This is a genomic window from Paenibacillus sp. D9 (assembly GCF_001188365.1).
Taxonomy (GTDB): Bacteria; Bacillota; Bacilli; order Paenibacillales; family Paenibacillaceae; genus Paenibacillus_O; species Paenibacillus_O humicus.
On sequence record NZ_JZEJ01000001.1, the window covers coordinates 2,121,422 to 2,148,160 of the forward strand.

Consider the following 26,739-nt stretch of genomic DNA (forward strand, 5'->3'; position numbering starts at 1 on the left):
GCCGGTTAGGCCGCCCCCCGCCGCTTTGTCAACCTTTCCCCCTACTGCCGCATCGAGCTTGTCCCAGTTATTGTTGAGCATTGTCTCGATGTTGAAAGTATCCTCGCCGTCAGTCTGCGGATTTTTTTTGTACAGATTCAAATTCGGTGTTTGACCAGGCATGCTCTCATTCCTTCCCTACCGCCCGTATTCTCATATTTTGAAATGATACCGAGATGATGCAGCAGCTCTGCACCATCTCTCAGAATGCTTACTTGCAGCATTCATTTCCCCTTTTCCTCCAGAAAAGGTGCAAAATCAGAAAGCTTCCTAAGCTCCAGATTCTGAAGCTTGAGCCCTTCTACCTCTCTCACCAATAAATACCGAAAAACATACTTCACCAGCAAATGGGCCGGCAGGACCTCGCCGACCGCCGCCTTGAGATCGGCCAGGTTAGGCGGCAGCCCCAGCGTGCTGACGAAGCGGATCGTGAAGGTGCCGATCGCCGGATCGTAGCCGACCTCGATCTGTCCGTTCTCGTACGCTTGGGCGACCGACTTGAGCAGCTGCCCGCTGAACTTGCCGAAGCCGCGGATCTTGGACAGCACGACCGCCCTCCGCTGCTCCAGCGGCATGACCGATTGCGCGGTTATGCCCAGCTCCCGCTCCCAATCCTCCAGCCCCCAGGTTGCGGTCGAGGCGAAGCGCTGCTGCAACTGCTCCGCCAGCTCGGCGCGCAGCCGGGCCAGCTGACTTCCTTCGGCAGCCGCAATCGCCTGCATCTCCCGCACATCCTGATAGAACTCCGGCCATTCCGCCATCAGCGCGGAGGCGGCGGCCGGAAAATCAGCTATCCCCCTTAATGATGCGAAGCCGTCATTCACGCAGAGTCACCGCCTTCAGCGCTGCCACGGATCCGGCCGGGACCGCAACATTGGCGCTGCCCGAATTCAGCATCAACGAGGAGGAGGAATAATCCTGAACGCCCGGAGTATCCAGCAGCAGCGTTCCAATCCGCGCATACTTGACGCTGCGATCATCGCCATAGGCGATGTCCGCCAGATGAGAGCGGACGGCCTCCGCGAAATCAGCCTGGATCTGGGCCAAGGACCGGGTGCCTGTCCGGGAAATTGTAGCCGTGATTTCCACATTTACGAGGGGAGCCGCCTCCACCGTCACGACCGCGCCGGCCGGAGCCGCGCCTTCGCCCATCCCCTCTCCGAGGCCCGCCGCAGGATCGATATAGGCTTTTACCGCCTTCACGATGTCGGCCGAAGCGGGAACCTTTTTCTTGTCCAGCAGCAAAATCTTGACCGTATTCGGCCCCTTCCACGCCGGCAGCACGTAGGCGTCCCCGACACCGCCGATCTCAAGCGCCCAGCTGCGGAAGGCTGCGCGGTTGCCGCTCGTCGGCGGCGTGCGGACATACGCAAAGAAGCGTTCACGGAACGCTTCGTCGTCTTCTTCGTCCTTGCCCGGCTTCAGCACTCCGCCAAGAACAGCCGTAGCAAGTCCATCTACATATTCAAGCGGCAGCAGCGGACCGGTCGGAAGATTGCCCTGCTCTCCAGCGCTCTCGCACACAAGCTCCCACCGGCCGGGCGCTAGCCGCGCCCGCACTCGGAACAGCAAGCCTCCGGCTCCGAACAAGCTGCCTGCCGCCACATCCAGAGGAGCTCCGGCCGCATCCGCGAACAACCCTTCCCGTACGGCGGACTCCGCAGGCAGCGGATCGACGCCGAAATCCGCGCCCCTCGCCCTCAGTTCATCCCCGCTGGATGTATGCGCATAGCCGAGCAGATTCTGCCTGCCCAGCTCGGCATAAGCCTCCGCCAGCTTGCGGGCGGCGGGCGCAAGCGCATCGTAGAGGATGCTGCCTTCCCGCTTATCCACCGCATCGCTTGCGGAATCCAGCATTTCCTCCAGAATCGTCTCAAACGTGCGGTCTTCGTACAGCTTCATTCCGGCTTCCTCCCATAGGAGACGGATAGGCTCCCGAACACGGACCGTACCCGAAATGAAACACGCGCCTCGTCCCCGGACGCTTCCATGCGGAATTGCTCGACGCCCGTTATGCGGTCGTCCGCCAGCAGCGCTTCGGTCACGAGCCGTTCCAGATCATGCACGATCCTTTGTCCCAGCTGTTTCTCCATCCCGTAATTATCCGAATAAATGAAATGAGCAAACCGGTCCGTGTCGAGAATCTTATACACGGCTTGCTCCACCGCATCCAGGGAATCAATCATCCCGGCGATGCGTCCGTTGTCCAGGTCCAGCCGATAAGTGCGGCTGGTCTGAAGCTCTTCTTCGACGGCGGCTCCCAGAGAAGCGCCTTCCACCTTCATCATGGCGCCAGCCTCCCCGCCACATAGAAGTTCAAGGCTCCCTGCTGCCGGATCAGCACGACCCGATCCCCGGCTTCCAGACCTTTGCGCAGCAGAATTTCCGAGCCCCCGATCACGAGCTTCTGCTCGGTCAGATGCTCCGGCACGATCAAGAAATCGTCGTCCAGATTCAGCCGCTGATCGGCGCGAACGACCAGCGGCCCAGCCGACACGACGACGCCGGGCATGACGTCGGCCAGCTTCATGGCGTTGACGCAGCCTTCGGCAATCGCTTTGACGGAATCATTCAGGCTCATCGGCAACCACCTTCATTTCCAATGACATCGTATGCTTGTTCCCATTGAGCTTGTGGGTGCATTCCTCGATCAGGAAAAACCGGTTCAGCCCCAGCTTGTCCACCGTAACCTGGACCTTCATGCCTGCCCGAAGCCCCGGATAGCCGAGCGCCTCGAGCGAGAATTTCTGCTGCTCCCGGTTTTTCACGGCCAGGAGCCGCTTCGCCATCTCCCTGATCTGCTGCTCGTTCAATTTCTCGTCGACCTTCTGATAATATTGCAGCTTGCCCCATCGGTTCATGGAGCCTTTATCCGGCTCCACGAACTCCTGCCGGACGCCGTCTTTATTGTCCCGGGCCAGCTTGATGAAGTTGTACGTGTCGTCTTCGATGCTTTTTTTGCGCTTGTAGCCGTATACGAGGCTTTCATCTCCAAGCACGATATCCGCCGCCATATCGCGCACATGAGTCAGCGTCACCTTGCCGAAATCATCGTAGAGCACATACAGGTCTCCATTGGCCATCAGCGTCGAATCCAGAGCCCGGCTGACGATGTCGATGCGCTTCTGCCCGTCCTCGGAAACCTTGGGAATTCGATGGACCGTGTTCGCCAGCTTGCCGACCGTCAGTCCGATCGCCTTGCATTGGTCGAGGATGACCTCGTCCGCCCGAATGTTTTTGCGGATATACGTATCGCTCTCGCTCAGATAGCGCAGCTGGTCATAGGCGAGCAGTTGGATCGAGGCTTCCTCGCTGTCATCCACCGAAAAGATCCGCCCCAGAAAAAAGCCTTTCCCGTCCAGCTTGACTTGAATAGGATTTCCGTTTTCGGCCTTGAAGCCGCCTCTATCCATTCCTTTGGCATACACGAGAGTCGCTTCAAGAGAGGAAGGCTTGCCGATTCGGCTCGTCTTCCAGGTCATTTGGGAGATGGACTCCGTCACGTTCCATAACGTGCCGTCCAGATTGTCGATCAACACTTCGTACAGCGCGCTCACCTCTTTTTCGGCGGCAGCTGCAGAGTGCGCCCGGCCTGCAGCCGATTCAGCTCGGAATCCTTGATGCCGTTCAGCTTTTGGATTTCACGCCAGCGGCCGGAATCGCCCAGCTGCGACTTCGACACTCCGATCAGCGTATCGCCGGAACGCAGAACGTACTTCTGCGGCGGGATTCTTTCATCCGGGCGTGTGGAAGCCTCCTTGCGCAGCGCGGTCTGCCCGTTTTTCTGCACGGCCTTGACTTTGCGCGGAGAGAAGAAGGCGTATTCCTTGAGCTTCAGAGAGTAGAACACATCTCCCGCCGAGCCCGCCTCCTCGTAACGCTCGAACGATTCGATCGTCATCGGCAAATTGATGATATTGCCTTTGGCCGCATCGGCGCCGATGTAGATGACCCGGATCGGATACCCGCTGGCCATCCATTTATTTATGGATTGGACGTAGAAGCTTGGCGGCTTAAGCTTGAAGAATTGCTTGATGACGACCCCTTCCTTCACCACTTCCTTTTCCTTGATTGAATAGTAAGGATGAATGAACGGATAAGTTTCCTGCTGCGGAAAAAAGCTTTCGAAGCTGATTTCGGCCAGCTCGGGACTCTCGGGCACCGATACGCTTCCCGTCCCGAGCACTTGATAGTCGCTCGATCTGCCGCCTCGGCTGATGCTGATCTTTTCCGGCATGACCGGAAGCGGGAATCCTTCCGTGCTGTTGTCCCAGCTGAGCCAGATCGTGAACGGAAGCAGAACCGGTATGATTTTTTCGCTTGTTCCGGAATCGTCCCCTTGTTTTGCCGTTGTACTGCTCACGCTTTCGAACCTCCTTTACGCCCTTCGTGCACCCTGCCGTTTATTTTTCAAGACCAAGCGGCTTAAACCCCAAAGCTTCCCTGAGCCGAGGCGCTCAGCTCCTGAACCATATAAGCGTCGATTTTGCCGATGATCTGATCGACATCCATCTCTTTCATGACAGGGCCTGTCGTGACCTGAACGGTCGGCGTCAAGGTGACGAAGTTCTGCAGCGCCTTGATCTCGGCCATATCGCGCATGACCTTGAGATCCTCGCTGCCGATGTTCACCTCATCCTTGATGCTGCCGACTTCGCCGACCTTGTCGATGGTGCCGATGCCGCCCTTGCCGGCAGCCCCGAAGCCAGTCAGCGCTTCCGTTTTGGCTTGGGCGCCGTTTTTGTCCTGCGGAGGGAAGTTGGTAACGCCTTTGTATTTGTCCGCATCCTTGGGACCGGCCGAGAAGTCGAAGCTGCCGGCAAATTTAGCGACTTTGCCCGTCAGGTTTATCCCCGTATCCATTCCTTTTTTGTTGAGGTCCTGCAGATTCGCCATATCCATTCTCGGGAGGTATTTTTTGCTTTTCCCTTCCGGCTCCTTCAGGTACTTGCCCATCAAATCCTTGTATTTGTCGCTGATGGCATGGATATTATCCGTTTTAAACGGATCGACCGGCTTGATGTCGGAGCCGGTAAGCTTGTTGTACAGGCCGAGAAGCCCATTGAATCCATCTAGTACAACGTTGATTCCTTCCAAGATCACCTTCATGAAGCCTCCGGCGAACGTTTCTGCGCCGTAAAGCATCTGGTACATGGCATTGCCGAAGAAGGTAGCCAGATCATAGAACAGCTTTTGGACCGTAAATACCGGGTCCACGAACAGATTGATGATGAAATCGGCGAAGCTGGCAAATAGATTCCAACAAGCCGCAATGATGTTGTAAATCGCTCCTCCAAGCATATAGAAAGCCCCAATGACGCCTCCGATAATTTCTCCCACCGTCGCCCCCATGCTCAGCATGATGTACACCAGCCCGCCTATCACGGCGATAATCAGCAGAATCGGCCAGTTCATCGCCAGCCAGGCTGCCGCCGTCGACAGCACCGGAGCGACCATTGCCCACAACGCCGGCAGCATCGCCCATAATTGGCCGATCATCATCGGAATTGCGACAGCCCCGAGACCGGCGATAATGGCAATGACGGCATCGCCGTTGTTCGTGAACACGTCCAACAGGAAAAACGCCGCATCCGCCGCAAGGCTGAGCAGCTCCGCCACCACCCACAGACCGGCGGAAAGCGCCTCGAAGAACGGATCGAACCTGCCGGCATTGAAAGCCTCGCTCAGCTTGTCGAGCGTCGGCATGAGAGCTTCGAGAGCCGGCATGCCGGCTTGGGCTTTGCCGTCATTAATGTGCTGCTTGAAGCCCTCCACCTGGGCTGCGGGACTGTTCGTCGCCTTCTCGAAGCTTTCCTGGCTCATCCCTTGCTTGCTCAGCAAGCTGTCCATTGAAGCGAGAAAGCCGGTCAGGTCCCCTTCCGCCGCCTTTTTCATGGCGCCGCTGTCGTCCAGATTTTTCTGGCTGATGCCGGAGCTTTCCAGAAAAGCCTTGGGATCGCCCGTCATCAAGCCTTTGAGCGAGCCCGTTGCCGACTCCAGATTTTTGGACGGGCTCAGCTTCTGCATTCTCATGGCGATGCCATTCAGTGCCGTCAGCATCGCCGGATCCGTTGTCGTTCCGATCATGGACATCGCGGACTTATGGGCCTCGGCCGGATCGTAATTGGCCTTCAAGGCCTGCTTGTTGACGGCATCGAAAATGACCTGACCGCCGGTATCGCTTCCGGCACGAGCCGAATAAGCATCGATTTGCCGTTTGCGTTCCATAGCCCCGCCGACCGATTCCTTGAAGATCGGAGCGATTGCGTCATACGCTCCCTTAAGCGCAGAGCCCAAACCTTTCCCCGGAGATGATGCCCCGCTGCCCGAGCTCGAGACATCAGTCGCCAGCTTGATCTTGAACGGCCCGGAATCCAGCGCAGCTTGAATTTGCGAACGCAGCGCAGCCCCGTCGATACGGATCCGGACCCCGTTCAGAACGAGGTTGCTTTTATTCATCGCGATGATCCGCTTCTGCACCGAATTGAGCTGCCGCGAGGCCGAATCGGTCCGAATCCGAACATCCAGCGGTTTTCCCAGCTTGGCCTGAAGCTTGTCCGTCAGCTTGATCGTCTGCTCCAGCGCTTTGTTCACCTGCCTTAGGCCGGCGGAGAACCGGTCGTAAAGCACCAATGTCGCCTGCAAAGTCGCCATTTCATTCCTCCTTTCCTTGCCTCTAACGCCTGCGGGAACCGGCGGACGACTGGAGCCGCGATCTCTTCTCGGCTTCCAGACGTACCCGCACCATCCCGATCAGAGCCCCTTTTTGCCGCGCGGACAGCGCGGCGAATTCCCAGGGCATCAGATTGTATTCATTGAGGGCGAAGTAGGCGTAGTTCCATTCCGCATCGCCCTCGTCGATCAGTTTTTTACTTCATCGGAAATCTCGCTGACATCGCGGTCGAAGCCGTTGATTTCCTGCACCTTGGCCGCCAGATTGGCGAACTCTCCCGCGAGCAGCATTTTACGCACGACGGCGGATGCGCCGCGTACGCCGTAGGATTGCTGCAGCTCGGCGTCGTTCAGGTCGGGATAGACGACGCATGCGGCGACCATTCGGCCCAGGTAGGCGTTGTAGTCGAGCTCGGGCACGCCCGAGCTCCCCTTTCCTTTAGTCCGCTTGGTCGAGGCGCCGCGAATCTCTTCATTGAGCTCTTCGGAGATCGCGCGCAGCTTCCAGGCGGCCGGACGCCCGGAGGCGTCCAGAAAACGGTCCGAGACGACAACATCCTGCGGCTCCGCCTGTACGGCGTTGTCCGCGAAAAACATTTTCATGCTCATGGTTCATTCCTCCTTGGGTTAGCCCGGAATCGGGTCGGTGAATTTGTCGGTGATGAGAACGTTGTGGAACGTGAACGGCACTTCCTCATCCAGCGCGTCGGACTCCACGTCGAGAGCAGCCATGACGATTTCGTCGAGATTGACGCCGATCAGAGAGACAACCTGCTTGCCGATGGCAGAAGCCGGATCCTCATTGGCGACGGTGATGTCGAAGTAGGTATCGACGCCCGTTTGAATATATTTCTGCATCATCTCGCGGAAACGGGAAGTGACATAATAGATCGTCATCGTGCCGGTGCCTTCCCAGCCGGTCGCTTTTTTCTGCGTGTTGCGGTTGCCGAGCGTCTTGATGTCGGCCTTGTTTTTCTTCGCCGTGGCACGCAGGTTTTTGACAAAGAACATTTCGACATTCTGCCCGTCGATCGTGGCAAATGCCGTGCCCGAATATCCGGAAAGAGTGTCCCCGGCTCTCAGAAAAGGAGTCGTCATTTTACTTCACCTGAACTTTCATATAGATTTTTTCAATCGAGTCGACCGGCTGAATCGCGGCATTCACAACGACCGTATCCGGCTCCGCTCCCTGCGACACGCTGATGTCCTGGCCGGGATCGAAATTCTGGATGGCGCCGATAGCCTGATATTGATCCATCAGCTTCACGCAGTCCTTGCGGAATAGGGAGCGGCCGTTGTCGTTGTTGGCCATTTTCCCGATATAGAAATTCTCGAACGTGTTCTTGAAATCGTTGGCCAAGCCATCCAGCACGCGCAGCGCCGCATTTTTGCCGAACACCTTGCCCTTCAGGGCCGTCGGCGAGTGGTAGGAGTTGATATCCTGCTCCACCACGACGCCGCCTCCCCGTGCCGTGAACAGGAACTCGCCTCCCTGCAGGGCGGCGATCGTCGCCGAGTTCGTAATGCGAGGAGCCGCATCGACCGCACCCTCATAACGGGAATAAGTCAGCGATTCATTCGCCGCTGCTGCAGCCGTAGCGGCTGCTACCCATACCGCGGTCTGTCCGGCGGTGAGCACGGTGCCGTTGTCCAGCTTGACGCCGTTCTTGACGCTGATGACGCCTTCGTCATTGGCCGTCGTGTAATTTTCCAGCACGGTCTGGATCTTGCGTCCCTCATCCTCGCGCATGCGGCTGACGAAGGCGGCAAAGAGCCCTTTAATGACGGCATCGGTACCCGTGTAAACGACCGTATTGAAATCCTGCAGCTCGATAGCGGCAAGGAAATCCGTATAATTCTGGTTCGTCACCGTTCCATCGGCGCCGCCGGTCAGAGGCGCTCCCGCTGTCGCCGCCAGCTCGCCCGTTCCGCTCCAGACGATCCAATCGGTCGCCGCCAGACCGGCGATGTTCGCCACCGTCTGCTTGTTCACCGCGACGCCTTCGAGCATCGTCGTCACATCGAATTGGCCGGCCTTGTCCACGCTCGCGGCAATGACAATCGACAGAGCGTTGCCTCGGACGCCGGCATATTTGGCTGTAGCGGTCAGCGTGCCGCTCGTCGCCTTGGCAGCTGTTCCTCCATTCAGTCGGTACAGCAGCAGCCGGCTGGCGCGCTTGAACGCCTCGCGGACCAGCAGCATTTCCGGAGCCGCCAAGCTGTAGCCGAGCTTCGCCGTCGTATCCTCTCCCGCATCGAGAACCGTCAGCGCGCTCGGAGCTCCCCAAGACAGCGGCAGCGCCAGCGCCACCGTTCCCCGTTCTCCGAGAACAACCGGAGCCCCGCTCGTTGCGAAGTTGATATAGACGCCCGGCCTTACCTTGTTCATTGCTGTAAATGTGCCTCCTGCCATGTTATACGGCCTCCCTTTTCATGAATTCGTCCACTTTCTCCGCTACCTGCTCTTTCGTATAAGACGCTCCGTCCTCCAGCAGCACGGTCAGCAGATCGCGCAGCGGGAAGTAGAGCTCGCTGGCCAAAAGCTGTTCCTTGCCATAGACAGCCTGTTCCTCAGGCATGCCGCTTTCTTCCTTCGTTTGTCGGGCCAATCGGCTCAACCTCCTCCATTAATTTGTGCATCATGATGCCCGGCTCTTGCTGCACCCCGCCGTAGGAAACGTAGGCCGCCTTTGCATAAAGCATCCCGTCGACCAGCTCGTGGCTGATGCCGCTCCCTCTGGCAGCCGTCCCATCCGGCAGCATCACCAGGTCCAGCAGCCGGTAAAGCGAATCCGCCGGCGTCGCCGCCAACGCGCCTTCGGCCGGCCGGTGGGCGACGAGAAGAGTGTCCGATTGCCGGTACCGGCCTCCGAGCTGATGCTGACGGCTTCCTGCCAGGAGCCTCACCTCGAAATACGCCCCCGCGGCTGGAGGCCCGCCGCCCGGCTCCTCCCCGTTGATGACGGGAACGCCGGGAAACTCGGCTTGCAGCGAGCGGGAGACGGCCATCGCCACTTGTTTCATCGCTGTCATCGTCCCGCTCCCCCCTTGCCGCTGAGCATGGCATCCAGCGCTTGTCCAAGCGTTGCCGGCCATTCCCTTTCCAGCCGGGACATCGCCAGCGCCAGCATGAACCGCCCTTGCTGCCGGCCTCCTCCGTCGCGGCTCCCGTATTCGAGCTTCGCCGCCGCAGGATCGGGGTGGTAGACATCCACGCTCATCAGCGCTCCGCCCGTCTTGACGGGGCCGGTTTTCCAGCCGCGGCGGCTGCCCGCCCATAAGGGAGGAGTATGCTCCGCAGCCATGGCGGCCAGCTTGCCGGCCTCCTCGGCCAGCACTCGTCCCATCAGCGCGGGCCACTCCTTCTCCAAATCCTTCAACCGCTTCCGGAGATTCTCCGGATCGTCTACGGTTATCGCGCCCATAACGGACACGGCCATTCCTCCTTTCGTCCAGCTCGCGCATCATCAGGCTTGCATGAAAAGGAAAGGAAGCCGTCCTGTATGCCGGACGGCTTCCCTCTTTTCATCGTTCCTGATACTAGCATATTAGCACGGACAAACCCGCCTCAAAGGCTCATATCCGTCTCATTCCCGTCTCAAGACCGTCTCATCCCGATTCAAGTCCGCAAGTTTCGCCTGTCGAGCGCAATGAGAAAGGCAAGCTCCGCGATTCGGCAGCTTGCCTTGGTTGTTCCTTTTCCTCTCCTCCAGATTCCCCTCACCCCCGCTGCCACTCCAGCACCCGAAGGAACATCCTTGCCGCCTGCGGCTTCCAGCGAAAGAAGGTCGGCCTCGATACACATAAAGCGATGGCCGCGGAATCCGCCGTTCTTTGCTCCAGGTAATACAGCCGGATGAGCTGGCCGAAGCCGTCCCGCTCCTCCTCCACAAGACGGACCGCTTCATCCGTCTGCTCCTTTTCCTCCAGCAGCGCCTGCAGCTTCGTCATTCTTTCGATCACGGCATCGTAATCCCCTTGCCTCCCGGCTCTCGCTTCGACCACCTTCTCGACCTTGCCTCTCAGCTCACGCAGCAGCCTGTCGTCCTCCAGATCGGCGCCCTTTTTCGGAATGGCGGCCAGCTGAGCTTTCGTACCCGCCGGGTACTTGTCCAGGTAAGCGTGGGCAACGGTCTCCAGCTTCTGCTCATGTGCGTTCAAATACATATAGGAAGGCATAGGACGGAGACGCTTGTGCAAATCTTGAAGCTGATCCTCCTGATTGAGCCGGCTGACCGTCATGCCGCCTCCAATCGAGTAATTGCCGAGAGCCTTCGCTTGAACGCCGATCGCGCGGTATCGCTTGGCCGCATCGCGGACGAGCCTTTCGACCTGCTTGTTGTCCAGCTCCTCGACCAGCTCCTCGATCGTTTTGCGGGGGGCCGCGGATGCCGGCATCATTTCACGCTGTCTTCCAATCTCCATCTGTCATCCTCCTTGGATATAGCTAAAATTATATTTGAGTTATTTTCGGGTGAAGCCTCTCTCCTCACATCCGGCTTGTGCTTTGGACGTTTTGCTTTTATAATCGAGCCTAGAAGTAAAATATAATTTGAGCGAAATCGATGAGCTTTCCTTGTTTTCCCGTTTTCATCATCATTATAAACCATATGCCCCTGCATACATCCAGACCGTCCAAATGCTGGTTATCCACGAAATGTATCCCTACTATAGCACTCAAATTATATTTGGGCAATAGCTGAAAAAGGATCGAACGGAGGTCGCAGACATGTCATTAGGCAAACGAATCCGGGAATACCGGATCAAACGAGGATTGACGCAAATGCAGCTTGCCGTCAGGCTTCAAATGACGGAAGCCAATATTTCCAGTTATGAACGGGACAAGAGCGCTCCGCCGAGCGACAAGCTTAACCAGCTCTCCGATATTCTCGGCGTTTCTTCCGATTATTTGCTCGGACGGTCAATGGGCCGCTTCGACGCCGGTCCTGCAGGAGATTCCGGAGACAGGGCAGCTTCGGATGGCAGTCTGCGGACCAGCGAATTTAGCGATGAAGAGATTCTGACGCTCGCCGCCCACCGGGTCGGCCATGAAGGTCCGCTGTCTAGCCAGGAGCTGGAGCAAATCAAGCTGGCGGTGCGCATCGCCTTGTCCAAAAAATAGCATTCGGTTTAGGAGAGAGGGTTCATGACGAAATATGAAAGCCTGCTGCGGGAAACGCCCGTCTTTCTGAGTGAAAAGGCCGATTTGCCGGAAGAAATCAAGGGACTCTATATCGAGAGCAGATCCAGCCAGGCCATCCTGCTGAACCGGAACATCCCCACCGCAGCCGAGAAGGGCTGCATTCTCGCCGAGGAGCTGGGGCATTATCATACCACGGCAGGCGACATCACCGATCAGTCCAAGCTGGTCAACCGCAAGCAGGAAAAGAGAGCCCGCAACTGGGCTTACGAGAAGCTGATTCCTTTACCCGACTTCGTCGACGCCTACCGGGCGGGCTGCCGCAATGCATTCGAGATTGCGGATTATTTGGAGGTAACGGAGGAGTTCCTCGGAAGATCGATCATCCATTACCAGGAAAAATACGGACAGATGGTCATGCTGGGCAGCTGCTGCCTCTATTTCGACCCGCTGGGCATAGCGGAAATGTTCGGGAAATGAACTCTCTTCCGAGAAGCAAGCAGACAACGTCGTCCTGGAATCGACCGGCGTCCTTCAGAAGTCCCGCATTTATGAGATGAGCTCCAACAAAACGTTCCGGGAGACGCTCGGCTTCCTGATCGTGCGCGACAATGCGCATCAGAACGCATTCGCCAAGGCGCTCGAGACGCTCGGCGTCAGCTGGGGCAAGCTGTTCCCGGTGCCGAATTACGATCTCGACAAGTACGCCTAGACGATACCCGCATCGGGGAAATCTTCAGCGGTCAGACCCCGAGCCGCAGCGGCGGCGAGCTGCAGGTCACGCCTCCACCGCTAGGTTATCCGGTTCCGTTCAACCCGGACATGCCGAACGAGCATGCTCCGGGATTTACGGATATGAGCAACTGAATGCGCAAATAGAGCAGGCGCCCCAAATGGGGCGCCTGCTCTATTTGTGCTAAGCACGGGGAGAATGGCTTGAGCGGATTAACCGATCGAGCCTTCCATCTCGAACTTGATGAGACGGTTCATCTCGACCGCATACTCCATCGGCAGCTCCTTCGTGAACGGCTCGATGAAGCCCATGACGATCATCTGCGTCGCCTCGGCTTCCGTCAGACCGCGGCTCATCAGGTAGAAGAGCTGGTCCTCGGATACTTTGGAGACGGTCGCTTCATGCTCGAGCGTCACGTTGTCGTTCATGATCTCGTTGTACGGGATCGTGTCGGACGTGGACTGATTGTCGAGAATGAGCGTATCGCATTTGATGTTGGCTTTGGCGCCTTCGGCATTGCGTCCGAAGGAGGTCAGGCCGCGGTAGGATACTTTGCCGCCGTGCTTGGAGATCGACTTGGAGACGATCGTCGACGTCGTGTCCGGAGCAAGGTGGATCATCTTCGCGCCGGCATCCTGATGCTGGCCTTTGCCTGCGACGGCGATGGACAGAACCATGCCTTTCGCTCCGCGTCCCTTCAGGACGACAGCCGGGTATTTCATCGTCAGCTTGGAGCCGATGTTGCCGTCGACCCACTCCATCGTGGCGTTCTCTTCAGCAACGGCGCGCTTGGTGACGAGGTTGTAGATGTTCGGAGCCCAGTTCTGGATCGTCGTGTAGCGGACGCGGGCGTTCTTCTTCACGATGATCTCGACGACCGCGCTGTGCAGCGAGTTCGTGCTGTAGACCGGAGCCGTGCAGCCCTCGACGTAGTGCACGAAGCTGTCTTCGTCGGCGATGATCAGCGTGCGCTCGAATTGGCCCATGTTCTCGGAGTTGATGCGGAAGTAAGCCTGCAGAGGCACCTCGCATTTGACGCCTTTAGGAACATAGATGAAGCTGCCGCCGGACCATACCGCGCTGTTCAGCGCAGCGAACTTGTTGTCCGCCGGAGGAATGACCGTGCCGAAGTGCTCGCGGAAAATCTCGGGATGCTCGCGGATAGCGGAGTCCGTATCCATGAAGATGACGCCCTGCTTCTCGAGGTCTTCCTGCATGCTGTGGTAGACGACCTCGGATTCGTACTGGGCGGATACGCCGGCGAGGAACTTCTGCTCGGCTTCCGGAATGCCCAGCTTGTCGAACGTCTCCTTGATTTCCTGCGGCACTTCTTCCCATGTCTTGCCCTGCTTCTCGGAAGGCTTGACATAGTACTGGATGTCGTTGAAATCAAGATCGTCCATGTTGCCGCCCCATGTCGGCATCGGCATTTTGTTGAACTGCTCCAGGGACTTGAGGCGGAATTTAAGCATCCATTCCGGCTCGCCTTTCATTTCGGAGATCGTACGGACGATTTCCGGGGTCAGGCCTTTGCCCGACTGGAAAATGGATTTGTGCTCGTCGCGGAATCCGTATTTATATTCTTCCATTTCCGGCATCGATTTTGCCATGGTTTTCACGCTCCTTGTTATGGGATTGGAACTCCCCATTGCACAGTATTCACTCCGAAACCAATGATTCTTCCAATCGCTGTTGCTCCCAGATTCCTTTCAACATCAACTGACAGTTGGAATCCGGGAACAAAGGCGACCGCTTGCCGACACTCCCTTTGCGCTATTGCTGCAAAGAATCAATGGAGTTGTCGGACCTGCGCTTCTCCAGAATTCATCGCTTTCTGCGTTATCCTGCTTAACGGAAAGTCACCAACCAAAACCGTCGCAGAAGCGACGGACTGCAATCAAGCCTACTTGCCCTGAGCCTCGACGCCCTTGCGCAGGGCGTTCCAGGCCAGGGTGGCGCACTTGATGCGCGCCGGGAATTTGTTCACGCCCGACAGGGACTCTATATCTTCAAGCTCCTCGAATTCCACCGGCTCGCCCTTCATGAGAGAGGAGAACCTGTCGGCCATGGCGTAAGCCTCTTCAAGCGTGCGGCCCTTGACCGCCTCCGTCATCATGGAAGCCGAGCTCATGCTGATGGAACAGCCTTCTCCGGTGAACTTCGCCTGCTTGACCACGTCTCCTTCCAGCTGGAGCTGGAGAGAAATGCGGTCGCCGCAGGTCGGATTGTTGAGGTTGATCGTAACGGCGTCTTCGTCCATCGTACCACGGTTGCGCGGGTTTTTATAGTGATCCATGATGACCCTGCGGTACAAATCATCCAATTGCATGTCCGAAGAACTCCTTTGTCCGCAGCAGGGAAGCCGCCAGAGCGTCGACATCCTGCTCGGTATTGTACAGATAGAAGCTTGCCCTCGCAGTGGCCGATACATCCAGCCAGCGCATCAGCGGCTGGCAGCAATGGTGGCCGGCCCGCACGGCGATGCCTTCGGAGTCGAGCGCCGTCGCCACGTCATGCGGATGCACGTCGTCGAGATTGAACGTAATCAGGCCGACGCGGCCCTCGCGCGGACCGTAGATCGTAATGCCGTCGATCTCCGACAGCTTGCCGTAGGCATAGGCCGCAAGCTCCTTCTCGTGACGGTCGATGTTGTCGAGGCCGATCTCCTCCAGGAAGTCGATCGCTGCCGCAAGGCCGATCGCGCCTGCGATGATCGGAGTGCCGGCCTCGAAGCGCCAAGGAATGTCTTTCCAGGTGGAATCCTGCAGGTCGACGAAGTCGATCATTTCGCCGCCGAATTCAATCGGCTCCATGTTCTCCAGCAGCGACTTGCGCCCGTAGAGCGCTCCGATGCCGGTAGGCCCGCACATTTTGTGCCCGGAAAGGGCATAGAAGTCACAATCGAGCGCCTGCACGTCGATCTTCATGTGCGGCGTGCTCTGCGCGCCGTCGACGACCATCACGGCGCCGCTGCGATGCGCGATCTCGGTGATTTCCTTGATCGGATTGATGACACCGAGCACGTTGGAGACGTACATGACGGATACGATCTTGGTACGGTCCGTGATCGTCTTCTCCACGTCCTCGAGCGAGATCGAGCCGTCCGGCTGCAGCGGAATATACTTCAGCACCGCGCCGGAGCGCTTGGCCGCCTGCTGCCATGGAATCAGATTGCTGTGATGCTCCATCGGCGTAATGACGATCTCGTCGCCTTCCTCCAATACGGACGGGGCATATCCCGACGCGACCAGATTCAGCGCGGAAGTCGTGCCGCGTGTGAAGATGATCTGCTCCGGCGAAGGAGAGCCGATGAACTCCGCGACGCGCGCCCGGGCGCCTTCGTAGGCGTCCGTAGCACGGGAGCCCAGCGTATGGACGCCGCGATGCACGTTGGAGTTGTCATACTCGTAATACCGCTTGACGGCCTCAATGACGGAACGCGGCTTCTGGGAAGTCGCCGCGCTGTCGAGGTAAACGAGCGGATGCCCGTTCACCTCTTGATGAAGAATCGGGAACTGCTTCCTGATCTCCTCGATATTCATTAGGCGTTCAGCTTCCTTTCGAGCAGTTGCTGCAGCTGCTCGCGGACCGCGTCGATCGGAATTTCAGTTACAACCGGCGCCAGGAATCCGTAGATGATGAGCCGTTCTGCATCCTGCTTGGAAATGCCCCGGCTCATCAAGTAGTAGACCTGCTCGGGGTTGACTTGCCCTACGCTGGCCGCGTGGCCTGCCGTTACGTCATCCTCGTCGATGAGAAGGATCGGGTTCGCGTCTCCGCGTGCTTTCGGATTCAGCATGAGAACTTTCTCCGTCTGAACGCCGTTGGCTTTGGTCGCGCCCTTCTCGATCTTGGTGATGCCGTTGATGATCGCCGTCGCTTCGTCTCTCATGACGGCGCGGGTGACCATGTTGCTGTCGGAATTCAGGCCGAAATGCTTCGCCTGAGTCGTCAGGCTCATGCGCTGCTTGCCCGCGCCGATGCTGACGACGGCCGCATCCGAGGAGGAGCCGTTGCCCTTGAGGACGGACAGCGTGTCGGACATGACATTGCCGTCGTTGAGATCGCCGATCACCCATTGGATGCGCGCGTCGTTCTCAAGCACCGCACGGCGTACGGACATGTCGATCACGTTGGAGCCCAACTGGTGGATCGAAGCGAAGTCGACGTGGGCGCCGGCTTCAACGAAGATCTCCACCATGGAATGGTGGACCGCGTCGGCTCCTCCGCCTACGGTAAGAGCGTTGTCGACATAAGTCACGCGGCTGTGGCGCTCGGCCACGATGACGATATGCGGAGCGAACGATACCGATGCATCCTCGTTGTAGAAGAGGGCCTGCAGCGGAACCTCGACCTCGACATTTTTCGGCACGTACAGGAATACGCCGCCGTTCCACAGCGCCGCGTGCAGCGCCGTCAGCTTGTTCTCGTCCTTGGCGATCGCCTTGAACAGGTATTTTTGCAGCAGCTCGGAATGCTCGGAAGCAGCCGTCTCGAGATCCGTGAAGATGACGCCTTTGGCAGCCAGCTCCTCCGGCAGGCGGCGCAGGACATTGCCCGATCCGCGCTGCACCAGCAGCGCCTGCGCGCCGGCTACGAGCGATGCCGCTTGCTCAGGCAGCTCGTTCTCGGAAGCAAGCGGCGTGGTTTGGCCATGCTGGCCAAGCGCGCCGAGATTCCAGCGGTCGATGCGTGTCTTCTCCGGCTTCGGCCATTCCAGGCTTGCCGACAGCTCGGCCGCTTCGCCGCGCAGGGCGGTCAGCCATGCCGGCTCGCCCTTGCCGCGGGATACTTCTTCCGCATATGCCCGTTCAACGGGGTTCGATACTTCTGTGCTCATCTGGTTCCCTCCCGTCTTAGGCTTGGCCGACTGTTTCGTCTTCGATGCCAAGCTCAGCCTTAACCCAGTCATAACCTTCCGCCTCGAGACGCTCAGCCAGCTCAGGACCGCCGGATTTGACGATGCGGCCTTGCATCATGACATGCACGAAGTCAGGCTTGACATAGTTCAGCAGGCGCTGGTAGTGAGTGATGACCAGGAAAGCGCGGTCCTCGGAACGCATCGCGTTGACGCCTTGCGCGACGATCTTCAGGGCATCGATGTCGAGGCCGGAGTCGATTTCGTCCAGGATGACGACCTTCGGATCCAGCAGCATCATCTGCAGAATCTCGTTGCGCTTCTTCTCGCCGCCGGAGAAGCCTTCGTTGAGGTAGCGGTGGGCGAACTCGGGGTTCATGTCCAGCTCTTTCATCTTGCCTTCCATCTGGCGGATGAACTTGATGAGGGAAATCTCGCTGCCTTCCTCGCGGCGGGCGTTGATCGCGCTGCGCAGGAAGTCGGAGTTCGTCACGCCGGAAATCTCGCTCGGGTACTGCATCGCCAGGAACAGGCCTGCGCGGGCGCGCTCGTCCACGGCCATTTCCATGAGATCCTCGTCGTTCAGCGTCGCGGTGCCTTCGGTCACTTCATACTTCGGATGCCCCATGAGAGCGGAAGCCAGCGTACTTTTGCCCGTTCCGTTCGGTCCCATGATCGCGTGGATTTCTCCACCCTTCATGCTGAGGTTGATGCCTTTGAGAATTTCCTTGCCTTCGATCGTTGCCTTGAGTCCGTCAATGACGAATTGCGTTGCCATCTTTGAAATGCTCCCTTCAAATATGAGTACTTCCGGCGACGGTGTACCGCCTGGCGGATTCCGCCGTGGAAGCTGTCTGCTTTGCGAGTCTCCGGGAGCAATTGCGCCCGAAGGTCATTCTCAGTCGTTCTCAATAATAATTTTAGTATAAAACTCGTTATAAATCAATTAATCTCGGCCGCTCCGAGCAAGCTGCGGATTTCCATTCTCATTCGGTTGAACTCCTCGTCTCCAAGCACAGGCTCCGAATGATCGGCTCCAAGCCCCCCAGGCAAGGAAATCCACGACTTGCAGCCGGTGAAAGCCGGCTCCATCGGCAGCCGCAGCGGCTGCCTCAGCTTGTACACCCGAAGCAGCAGCACATGCAGCGGATCCCGCTTCTTCCATTTCAAGCGTTCCTCGGCAAAGGAATCCGTCCAGATATGCCTCTCCCTGATCCGCTCCAGAACGCCCGGGTCCGTAACCGGAATATCCTCGACCGCATGAGCCCAGCTCGATATCGACACCGCGCCCGCATCCGGACCGTCCCATTCTCCGAGCACTTCGTCCAGAATCGGGCGGGCTTCCTCCTTGAGAAGCTCCGGCCGCTGATGCTCATAAGCCGGGAGCAGATAAAAATCCGGCCGCTCCAGCCGGAAATGGCGGGTCTCCTCGGCGATGCCGCCCTTGCGCAGGACGACGATCTGGCGCCCTTCCTCGAGCGCCCGGACCGCGACGGCCCATTCCTTCAGCGCGGCGGCTCCTGCGCCGGCTCCATCAGGTACGTTCACTTCGGCCACACATCCTTTCACCCGTCAAGCATATTCGCCCCATTATATCAAACGAGCCTATTTCAAGTCTAAAAAAGATGGGCTATAATTAGAGCTTATGTAGAACAAGAGCCTGGCGTACGCACGCGGCCGCAAGCGATTCTCATGAATTGTTCCTTCTTTTATTATGCTACCCATGAAAGGTGGAAATCACTAATGCCAGCATATCATCCCTACAGCGAGGCGGAAGCGGTCGAGCTCGCCCGCACGGTGGAAGGAGTCTTCGCTCCCGGAGCGGAGCTGGAATGCACCGAGATCGGCGACGGCAACCTGAACCTCGTCTTCCATATTACCGAGCCTGCGACCGGCAAGGGGCTTATCGTGAAGCAGGCGCTGCCTTATGTCAAAGTGTTCGGCGAGTCCTGGCCGCTGTCGGTCGACCGCGCGCGGATCGAAGGCGAAGCCCTCAAGATCCAGCACAGCCTGGCGCCTGAGCTGGTGCCGCAAGTCTACTTCACCGACCAGGAGCAGGCCATCACCGTCATGGAAGACCTCAGCAGCCATGTCATCATGCGCAAAGGGCTGATGGAAGGCACGCTGTATCCGCGATTCGCGAGCGACATCTCCACCTTCCTCGCCCAGACGCTGTTCTTCACCTCGGATCTGGGCATGAGCCAGCAGGAGAAGAAGCTGCGCCAGCAGTCGTTCGTCAACGTGGAGCTGTGCCAGATCACGGAAGACCTCATCTTCGACGAGCCTTACCGCGAGCATGAGCGCAACAACTATGAGGATTCGATCGCCGACGAGGCGCTGGCGCTCCGCACGGACGCCGCGCTCCATCTGGAAATCGCCGTATTGAGGGAGAAGTTCCTCACGCGCGGAGAGGCGCTGCTTCACGGAGACCTTCATACCGGCAGCATCTTCGCCCTGCCCGACTCCACCAAGGTCATCGACCCCGAGTTCGCCTTCTACGGCCCGATGGGCTTCGATATCGGCGCAGTCATCGCGAACCTGCTGCTGAACTTTGCCGGACAGGAGCACTGGAGCCCGGAGGCGGATTCCCGCAAGCAGTACCGGGAATTCCTGACGGAGACCGTTCGCGGCGTATGGACTCAGTTCGCCGCCAAGTTCCGCACGCTGTGGGACGAGCATGGCAAGGATCCCGTCTTCTCCGTAGCGGAGGGCTTCCAGGATCTCTATATGAACCGCCTGCTGCAGGATACGGCCGGATTCGCCGGCGCCAAGATGGTCCGCCGCGTCGTCGGGTTCGCCCATGTCGCCGATCTCGACGCGATTCCGGACGACGCCGTCCGCGAGCGCGCGAAGCGGATGGCGCTGGCGATCGGCAAGGAGCTCATCAAGCGCCACCGCACCATCGCCTCGATCGAGGAAGTCATCGACATCGCACTTACGGCATCCGCGCGCTAGGCGCGGACGGCCTATCGACACCTTGCCCGGAAGCCGGCTCCGCCGGCACGATCGCCGGACAGGCATAATGAACGGAGGAACCATCATGACCGACAGCGCAGCCGCCTACCCCGGCCTACAATCCCTCATTTGGGCGGGAAGCCAGCTTCAGCTGCTTGACCAGCGCCTGCTTCCGGAGGAGACCGTCTATCTTCCCTTGACGGATGCCGAAGGCGTCTGGGAAGCGATCCGACATATGAAAGTAAGGGGAGCCCCCGCCATCGGCATCGCCGCCGCCTACGGGCTTGTGCTCGGCAGCGGACTGCCCGGCCAGCCCTTCCAGGCGGAGGACAGCCTCGCCGCCTGGCTTGGCCGCGTAAACGAGAAAGCCGGTTATCTGGCGACGAGCCGCCCCACGGCCGTCAACCTGTTCTGGGCGCTGGACCGCATGAAAGCACGCGCGGCGGAGCTGGCCCAAAGCGCCGTCACCCTCGATGAGGCCAAGCAAAGCCTGCTCGATGAGGCGATCGCCATCCAAAGCGAGGACGAGGCGACGAACCGGATGATCGGCGAGCATGCGCTGGAGCTCATGCGCGACGGCATGGGCGTTCTGACCCACTGCAACGCGGGCGGGCTCGCCACCGCGAAGTACGGCACGGCGCTGGCTCCGTTCTACCTCGCTCAGGAGCGCGGAATCTCGCTCAAAGTATTTGCGGACGAGACTCGTCCCGTCCTCCAGGGAGCGCGGCTGACCGCGTTCGAGCTGCAGCAGGCGGGCGTCGACGTGACGCTGATCTGCGACAACATGGCCGGCATGGTCATGAGCAAGGGCTGGATCGACGCTGTCATCGTCGGCACCGACCGCGTCGCCGCCAACGGCGATGTCGCCAACAAGATCGGCACGTACAGCGTCGCTGTGCTCGCCAAGGCGCATGGAATTCCTTTCTATGTCGCCTGCCCTCTCTCCACCATCGATCTCGGCACGCCTACCGGAGCGGAGATTCCGATCGAAGAGCGCCACGCGGAGGAAGTGACCGAGGGCTTCGGCAAGCGCACCGCCCCTCACGGCGTCAAGGTGTACAACCCGGCCTTCGATGTGACGCCTGCCGAATACGTCACCGCCATCATTACCGAAAAAGGCGTCATCCGGCCGCCCTACGGCGAAAACCTCAAAAAGCTGTTCGAGGAGCTCCGCCAGGGATAAGGCCCCATCCAGCAGCAAGCCGCCATGGAGATTTCCATGGCGGCTTTTTGTGCCCGGCCCTGAGCGGCATGGAACGGCTGCGGGATGAAAGCCGCTCAAATCCCATGCATCGCTTCCCCAGCCTCAGGCTCCGCTTCCGGTCGGCGGACTCCCTCACTCGTCATTGCCCGTCCGCTCCCCGTCCAGCGGCAGCCTGACGACGATCGTCGTTCCTTTGTTCTCCTCGCTGTGCACGGCGACCGTGCCGCCATGGTTTTCGACAATCTTTTTGCTGACCATGAACCCGAGGCCGGTCCCTTTTTCCTTGGTCGTATAGAACGGCTGGCCGAGCCTCTCCAGCAAATGGGCCGGAATGCCGCAGCCCTCATCGATGAAACTGACCATCACGCCTCGTCCGGATGGATTCATCCGGGCGTCGATTATCAGGCTGCCGCCTCTCGGCATCGCCTCGATCGCATTTTTGATCATGTTGATGCACACCTGCTTCAGCTGGTTTTCCTCGCACATGATCATCATTTCCTCGTCGCTGAAGGAAGTGACGATCTGCACGTCGTTCAGGATTGCCTGCCCGTTCAGCAGCGTGACGACATCCTCCAGCAGAAGCCTTATATCCTTCGCTTCAAAGTGGACCGCCTGAGGCTTGGCCAGCATGAGCAGCTCGCTGAGAATCTGCTCGATTCGGCGGATTTCCGAAGCCATGATTTCATAGAAATAATCCCGTTTCTCCGTGCTTCCGGACTGAAGGAGCTGAAGGAAGCCCTTGAGCGCCGTGACCGGATTGCGGATCTCATGGGCGATGCCGGCCGCCAGCTCCCCTGCGATCGACAGCTTCTCCGAGCGGATCAGCAGCTCCTGGACTTGCATTCTCTCGGTAATGTCGCGGATGATGACAGCCCGGCCCCTGATCCTGTCCTCGGAGTCGTGCAGCGGAAAGCTGGACACCATGACATGGAGGCGGACGCCGGCTTTGGTGACACGCTCCGATTCGTATCCCTCGATGCTTCCCCCGGCGGCAATGATCGATTTATTGCGCCGCACCTCGAAGGTTCTCTCGTCCGGGAGCAGAGGCATCGCATGGCTGGGAATCCCGACCAGCTCATCCTTGGTCCAGCCGAATGTCGTCTCGAAAGCCTGGTTGACGCTGACGGCCAGATCATGGTCGTCCAGAATAAGCACCGGGTCCAGGTTCCGGGTAATGAAGGACTCCAGCTGATGCTTCGTCGCCAGCAGCTGGCTCCGCATCAGGCTCGCTTCCTGCTTGCTGCGGTCCATGTCGAGCTGATGCTCGTTCTGCACGGCCAGGGACGGGTATATGTCGGAGCGCCGCAAGTACAGGCTGGACGCGACGAATTCCTCGTCGGTCATATGATATTCATGGCTCCGCAGCAGCGCAAGCTGGAAGGCGGCCGATATTTGCCTGCCGTCATAGGCGCATACGGAGATCAGCCCGTTTCCGTCTACGCATTCATCCGCCAAATGTTCCATGGCGTCGAGCTCGCAGCTGATCTCCTGCACATCCTTGAGCGGAATATTGCCCCATGTACGCAGCAACAGGCCGTGTTTCTGATAGGCTTCCACGGCGCGGGAAAATCTCTCCATGAAGATGCCGCTCCGAAACCCTCCGTCCATCCGGTACAGCTCTTCCCGATCGATATGATGGACAAGGGCAAGCTGGCTCTCATCCATCTGGCGGGAGAGCAGCTTGCGGATGGTTTGATATCGCGTCACGGATTCGATGATTAAGGTCTGATGCCCCTGCTGGATTCCCATGCGGACAAACGCAACGGCGTTTTGGATGTAGCGGTCCAAATTTTCATAAATGTATAAGATATGGCCGTGTCCCGAAATGCTCATCATCCCGCTCAACGGCACGTTGGAATTCGGAAGGATTGCAGAAAACCACTCTTCATTGGCAAATGGACGCATTCATTCTCCCTCCAGGAAATTGATTGTGTCTATTTCATCAACGAACGGATCAATCCCTCTAGCGGGACGGCCGATTTTCCAAAAAAACAACAAAAAAGGGCGGCATCCCCTCCGCCCTTCCTTGCCATCCTGCTTCATCCCCTGTTTTGGGAATGCGCCCGCCTTTCCGTCAAGCCAGCTGCCGGACGGCTTCGATTCCCTTCATGCCTACATAGAGGCCGGCTTCCCGAGCCGCCTCCGTCACCGATTCCAGCGGAGCGTCCAGCAGCTCTTCCAGCGTCCGGACGCCGACGGCGCGCGCAGCGACGACTCCCCGTTCCTTCAGCTTGGGGTTGCTGTCGAACAAAGCGACGTCGAGCGCTCCGCACATGATGTATCCTTTATCCGTCGTTACAGCGAGCAGCGTCGTCTTAGGCAGCTTCACCTCGATGCCGATCGCGGTTTTTCCGTCTCCGAGAGCAACCGGTACCATCTGCATCATGACAATGGGCCACCTCCCTTCTCAGCACTTCCGTATTGTATGCGCGGCGTGTCGGGGAAGGTGAATGCCGGATCTTCGACTATGGCGGCGTCGACAGCCGAGGCCGCCGTCAACAGAGCGGCAGCGGCCTCGATCATAGGGAAAGCAGGGAATCTATGGTTTAGTGGCGATCTCGGTTTGGGCGTCGGTCCAGACTTAGCGTCCCGCCACCCGGATACGGTTTTTGCCTTCGTTTTTGGCCTGGACCAAAGCCTCTCTGGCCTCTTTCATGAGCACCCCGCCCTCCAGGGAGGAATCCGCTAATTTCACCGATATGCCGATGCTGACCGTAATGAAGCCTCCGGCTTGCGATGGATCCCGAGGAATTTGCAGCGAGATGACATTGGTCCGGATTTGCTCGGCGAGAAGCAGAGCCTCGGCTTCTTCCGCCTCCAGCTTCATGACGAACGTCCCGCCGGTCAACCTGGCGATATTCGCTTCGCTGCGGTCCGCCAGCACGCTAAGGGCATCCCCGACCCACTGCAGGCATACATCTCCGCTTCGCAGACCCTGCAGCTTGTTGTACGTGCGGAAATCGTCGATGTCGATCAGAAGCAGCGCGACGGGCCTGCCCGACAGCAACGATTGCTCCCAATCCAGCTTGAGAGACTGCTCGAAGGAAGGGAGGTTCTGCATGTCCGTGAGCGGGTCGGTCGTCATGTACATCTGCAGCTGGTCCTGCGCGTCCGTGAACAGATCCGTCTCGGGAAGGGAGGAGCTTTCGCGGGCAATGACCATCATGGACGGCTGCCTGGAATGGACGACCGTCGCAAAGGTCAGATCCAGCAGGCGCAAGGCTCCGCCGCCCGCCCGGAATCGTCCCCGGCAGGTTTCCAGCTGCAGCGGATTTTGCTCCAGCCTCTCCAGTGCCGCCAGCAGCTCGGCCGGGTTCTCCGGACCCAGCGCCTCAATCAACGATGCGCCTCTGATTTCCGAGGCGCTGTCGAAGCCGAGCAGCCGCATCGCCTGATGGTTGCCGTACACGATCCTGCCTCCGGTCACGGTGAGGAAGGGAACCGGGGAATATTCCATCAGCTGAAGATAGCGCTCTTCATTTTCCCGCATGACCCTGGCGTTCTGCTCGGCCTGCTCCTCCGCGCGCGCCAGCTGCTCCTCGGCATGCCGAAGGGCGACGGCCTTGAGCTCGGGCAGGGCGCTCAGCTGGGACAGCTTCCAGGGCGCGGAAGTTCCTTGAACGACCTGCCGCCACTTCTCGAAGGACTTGCGGGGCGACAGACGGATGCCGTCATCGGTCCGGATGACCGACTTGGCGGGATCCCCCGCCCAATCGACCACCTGGATGAGCTCCGGCCGGAACCAGATGATATACTCCCGCATGTCCGGCGAGAGGGATAGGAACAGCGCTCCGGAAGCCTTTTCCCTGTATGCGGCAGCCGGACCGAATTCCTTGCTCAGCCGAGAGGTATGGTAGGTATAGTCCACGCTCTGCTTCTCCAGCCATTCCGCCAGCTCCCGCACATGGGACGGCAGCGGCGCATCGCCGAACAGCATCAACTGCCCGCGGAAGCTGACGGCCGCGCCTGTCGCGGACATCAGTCCGAGCAGGCTGTCCTTTTCCTTTTCCAGCCGCTGATGAAGCCTCAGCGGATCCTGGACGCCGATCAGGATCGAGGACAGCAGCGACGCGGAGGTCTTCAGCCGGAGCGCCTCCGAGTAGTCGTCCAGCTGCTGGCGCTGATACAGCTCATTGGAGAAGAAAGCCCCGAGAAAGTTGCACAGGCTGCGGATCCGGTGCGGGACGTACTTGGGAGAACGATGATGGCAGGTGATCAGCCCCCACAGCTCGCTGCCGTGAATCAGCGATATCGTGGTCGTAGCCCCTACGCCCATATTCTGCAAATATTCGATATGCAGAGGCGAAACGCTTCTGAGCACGGAGAGGCTGAGATTCAGCGGCTTGCCCGTAAGCGGATGCCCCGCCGGGATGATATCGACCGGCTTGTACCCTGCGTCCACGATGGTGCGGAGCCAATTGCGCAGGTACAGCTCTCTTGCCTGCCTGGGAATATCGGAGGCGGGATAATGATGGCCGAGAAAAGGCTCCATGTCCGGCTCCCTGGATTCGGCGATGACCTTGCCGTTCCACTCCTTATCGAACTCATAGATCATGACCCTGTCGTAGCCCAGCATCTCGCGCACGAGCTCGGCCGCCGCATGGCTCGCCTCCACCCGGCTCTGCGTCTGCTTGATGCGCCCGAAAAACAGGCTGATCCAGCGGTAATCCCGAGCAGCCGGACCGCTGTCCTCCCCGGAGGGCTCCATCTCCAGGATGAGCAGCCCTTCGCTTTCATGGGCGATGCCGTAAAATGGCGTCAGAACGCCTCTTACTTCGATTTCAATTTTTACATGCTGCAGCTCCGAGGTCGAGGATGCCCGCAAGTCCAGAGAAAGCAGCTCCCTGACCCGCTCCTCCCCGATCAGATCGGCCAAAGGCGTTCCGAGCAGCTTGCCGGCAGCGATGCCGAGCATCTCTTCGGTGTTGGCGCTGCACGTGCCGATCCGGCAGCCGTCCTCCCTCGTCACGGCCACCAATACGCCATGCGGCTGGATGCGTCCGGGAATATGGATCGGCTCCTTGTCGCAGTTCGTCAAATCGATGTTGTCGTCCTGCGGGACGAAATCGCCTTCCGTCAGAAGGGTTCTGTCCAGCAGCTCATGCTCATTCGCGTTTCCGTCCTCTTTCATAGCCGCT

27 protein-coding genes and 1 pseudogene are annotated in these 26,739 nt (G+C 58.9%); 5 read left to right on the forward strand and 23 right to left on the reverse strand.

The window, feature by feature from the left end; all coding sequences use genetic code 11:
• Positions 1 to 263: 263 nt before the first annotated feature.
• From VE23_RS09765 to VE23_RS09825, 14 genes are all read right to left on the reverse strand, one after another.
• Positions 264 to 863, reverse strand: a complete 600-nt coding sequence (locus VE23_RS09765) for a putative phage tail protein (RefSeq protein ID WP_232316864.1) — start codon at positions 861 to 863, stop codon at positions 264 to 266.
• Entirely contained in the window at positions 856 to 1,941 is a 1,086-nt protein-coding gene (locus VE23_RS09770; protein ID WP_049867878.1) for a baseplate J/gp47 family protein, read from the reverse strand. Before VE23_RS09770 ends, VE23_RS09765 begins: the two co-directional genes overlap by 8 nt.
• Positions 1,938 to 2,327: a DUF2634 domain-containing protein gene (locus VE23_RS09775; RefSeq protein WP_069202453.1), complete on the reverse strand. Its 390-nt coding sequence runs from the start codon at positions 2,325 to 2,327 to the stop codon at positions 1,938 to 1,940. Before VE23_RS09775 ends, VE23_RS09770 begins: the two co-directional genes overlap by 4 nt.
• On the reverse strand, positions 2,324 to 2,620 hold the full coding sequence (locus VE23_RS09780) for a DUF2577 domain-containing protein (RefSeq protein WP_084781381.1): 297 nt from the start codon (positions 2,618 to 2,620) through the stop codon (positions 2,324 to 2,326). The genes VE23_RS09775 and VE23_RS09780 overlap by 4 nt, the downstream gene beginning before the upstream one ends.
• Positions 2,607 to 3,596 carry an XkdQ/YqbQ family protein gene (locus VE23_RS09785; protein WP_232316867.1) on the reverse strand — a complete coding sequence of 330 codons (990 nt, stop codon included), beginning with the start codon at positions 3,594 to 3,596 and terminating at the stop codon, positions 2,607 to 2,609. The genes VE23_RS09780 and VE23_RS09785 overlap by 14 nt, the downstream gene beginning before the upstream one ends.
• Positions 3,593 to 4,402: a LysM peptidoglycan-binding domain-containing protein gene (locus tag VE23_RS09790; protein ID WP_232316868.1), complete on the reverse strand. Its 810-nt coding sequence runs from the start codon at positions 4,400 to 4,402 to the stop codon at positions 3,593 to 3,595. Before VE23_RS09790 ends, VE23_RS09785 begins: the two co-directional genes overlap by 4 nt.
• A gap of 62 nt (positions 4,403 to 4,464) precedes the next feature.
• Entirely contained in the window at positions 4,465 to 6,693 is a 2,229-nt protein-coding gene (locus VE23_RS09795; RefSeq protein ID WP_049867879.1) for a hypothetical protein, read from the reverse strand.
• Between the two features lie 207 nt (positions 6,694 to 6,900).
• The gene (locus tag VE23_RS09800) at positions 6,901 to 7,320 is read right to left on the reverse strand and encodes a phage tail assembly chaperone (protein WP_021880856.1); all 420 of its coding nucleotides are present in this window, start codon (positions 7,318 to 7,320) and stop codon (positions 6,901 to 6,903) included.
• 18 nt (positions 7,321 to 7,338) lie between these two features.
• Entirely contained in the window at positions 7,339 to 7,809 is a 471-nt protein-coding gene (locus VE23_RS09805) for a phage tail tube protein (protein ID WP_048748829.1), read from the reverse strand.
• A 1-nt stretch (position 7,810) separates the two neighbouring features.
• The gene (locus tag VE23_RS09810) at positions 7,811 to 9,100 is read right to left on the reverse strand and encodes a phage tail sheath family protein (protein WP_332310166.1); all 1,290 of its coding nucleotides are present in this window, start codon (positions 9,098 to 9,100) and stop codon (positions 7,811 to 7,813) included.
• A gap of 25 nt (positions 9,101 to 9,125) precedes the next feature.
• Entirely contained in the window at positions 9,126 to 9,290 is a 165-nt protein-coding gene (locus VE23_RS26435) for a hypothetical protein (protein ID WP_164763016.1), read from the reverse strand.
• On the reverse strand, positions 9,283 to 9,744 hold the full coding sequence (locus VE23_RS09815) for a phage tail terminator family protein (RefSeq protein WP_049867881.1): 462 nt from the start codon (positions 9,742 to 9,744) through the stop codon (positions 9,283 to 9,285). The genes VE23_RS26435 and VE23_RS09815 overlap by 8 nt, the downstream gene beginning before the upstream one ends.
• Positions 9,741 to 10,145, reverse strand: coding sequence for an HK97 gp10 family phage protein (locus tag VE23_RS09820; RefSeq protein WP_127507011.1), 405 nt, complete (start codon positions 10,143 to 10,145; stop codon positions 9,741 to 9,743). The genes VE23_RS09815 and VE23_RS09820 overlap by 4 nt, the downstream gene beginning before the upstream one ends.
• Positions 10,146 to 10,431: 286 nt before the next feature.
• Positions 10,432 to 11,136: an RNA polymerase subunit sigma-24 gene (locus VE23_RS09825; protein ID WP_232316870.1), complete on the reverse strand. Its 705-nt coding sequence runs from the start codon at positions 11,134 to 11,136 to the stop codon at positions 10,432 to 10,434.
• 304 nt (positions 11,137 to 11,440) lie between these two features.
• On the opposite strand from VE23_RS09825, the gene VE23_RS09830 reads away from it, so the two are divergent.
• From VE23_RS09830 to VE23_RS25780, 3 genes and pseudogenes are all read left to right on the forward strand, one after another.
• Positions 11,441 to 11,833 carry a helix-turn-helix domain-containing protein gene (locus tag VE23_RS09830; protein WP_021880849.1) on the forward strand — a complete coding sequence of 131 codons (393 nt, stop codon included), beginning with the start codon at positions 11,441 to 11,443 and terminating at the stop codon, positions 11,831 to 11,833.
• A gap of 24 nt (positions 11,834 to 11,857) precedes the next feature.
• On the forward strand, positions 11,858 to 12,331 hold the full coding sequence (locus VE23_RS09835; RefSeq protein ID WP_048748826.1) for an ImmA/IrrE family metallo-endopeptidase: 474 nt from the start codon (positions 11,858 to 11,860) through the stop codon (positions 12,329 to 12,331).
• Between the two features lie 22 nt (positions 12,332 to 12,353).
• Positions 12,354 to 12,718 (forward strand): annotated as a pseudogene (locus VE23_RS25780) (manganese catalase family protein); the annotation flags it as partial.
• 78 nt (positions 12,719 to 12,796) lie between these two features.
• On the opposite strand, the gene sufB reads toward VE23_RS25780, so the two are convergent.
• The 6 genes from sufB to VE23_RS09865 all read right to left on the reverse strand — a co-directional run bounded on the left by sufB (position 12,797) and on the right by VE23_RS09865 (position 18,990).
• On the reverse strand, positions 12,797 to 14,194 hold the full coding sequence (gene sufB / locus VE23_RS09840) for a Fe-S cluster assembly protein SufB (RefSeq protein WP_048748824.1): 1,398 nt from the start codon (positions 14,192 to 14,194) through the stop codon (positions 12,797 to 12,799).
• 293 nt (positions 14,195 to 14,487) lie between these two features.
• Positions 14,488 to 14,913: a Fe-S cluster assembly sulfur transfer protein SufU gene (gene sufU, locus VE23_RS09845; RefSeq protein WP_021882199.1), complete on the reverse strand. Its 426-nt coding sequence runs from the start codon at positions 14,911 to 14,913 to the stop codon at positions 14,488 to 14,490.
• Positions 14,900 to 16,126: a cysteine desulfurase gene (locus VE23_RS09850; protein WP_048748820.1), complete on the reverse strand. Its 1,227-nt coding sequence runs from the start codon at positions 16,124 to 16,126 to the stop codon at positions 14,900 to 14,902. The genes sufU and VE23_RS09850 overlap by 14 nt, the downstream gene beginning before the upstream one ends.
• Positions 16,126 to 17,424, reverse strand: coding sequence for a Fe-S cluster assembly protein SufD (gene sufD / locus VE23_RS09855; protein ID WP_049867883.1), 1,299 nt, complete (start codon positions 17,422 to 17,424; stop codon positions 16,126 to 16,128). Before sufD ends, VE23_RS09850 begins: the two co-directional genes overlap by 1 nt.
• A gap of 16 nt (positions 17,425 to 17,440) precedes the next feature.
• Positions 17,441 to 18,220, reverse strand: coding sequence for a Fe-S cluster assembly ATPase SufC (gene sufC, locus VE23_RS09860; protein ID WP_048749392.1), 780 nt, complete (start codon positions 18,218 to 18,220; stop codon positions 17,441 to 17,443).
• A gap of 164 nt (positions 18,221 to 18,384) precedes the next feature.
• A complete protein-coding gene (locus VE23_RS09865; RefSeq protein WP_084781383.1) occupies positions 18,385 to 18,990 on the reverse strand; it encodes a DUF1802 family protein in 606 nt (201 codons plus the stop codon).
• Positions 18,991 to 19,185: 195 nt separating this feature from the next.
• Between VE23_RS09865 and mtnK the strand changes: the two genes are divergently transcribed.
• Together mtnK and mtnA are read left to right on the forward strand one after the other, a co-directional pair.
• Entirely contained in the window at positions 19,186 to 20,397 is a 1,212-nt protein-coding gene (gene mtnK, locus VE23_RS09870; RefSeq protein WP_048749388.1) for an S-methyl-5-thioribose kinase, read from the forward strand.
• Positions 20,398 to 20,482: 85 nt separating this feature from the next.
• Positions 20,483 to 21,580, forward strand: a complete 1,098-nt coding sequence (gene mtnA, locus VE23_RS09875) for an S-methyl-5-thioribose-1-phosphate isomerase (protein WP_048749386.1) — start codon at positions 20,483 to 20,485, stop codon at positions 21,578 to 21,580.
• A 153-nt stretch (positions 21,581 to 21,733) separates the two neighbouring features.
• Here mtnA and VE23_RS09880 read toward each other — a convergent pair whose 3' ends face one another.
• From VE23_RS09880 to VE23_RS09890, 3 genes are all read right to left on the reverse strand, one after another.
• Positions 21,734 to 23,506: an ATP-binding protein gene (locus VE23_RS09880; protein ID WP_049867884.1), complete on the reverse strand. Its 1,773-nt coding sequence runs from the start codon at positions 23,504 to 23,506 to the stop codon at positions 21,734 to 21,736.
• 169 nt (positions 23,507 to 23,675) lie between these two features.
• Positions 23,676 to 23,987 (reverse strand): YunC family protein, encoded by a 312-nt coding sequence (locus VE23_RS09885; RefSeq protein WP_048749383.1) that lies wholly within the window; start codon positions 23,985 to 23,987, stop codon positions 23,676 to 23,678.
• A gap of 195 nt (positions 23,988 to 24,182) precedes the next feature.
• A complete protein-coding gene (locus tag VE23_RS09890) occupies positions 24,183 to 26,732 on the reverse strand; it encodes a diguanylate cyclase domain-containing protein (protein WP_049867885.1) in 2,550 nt (849 codons plus the stop codon).
• Positions 26,733 to 26,739: the final 7 nt, after the last annotated feature.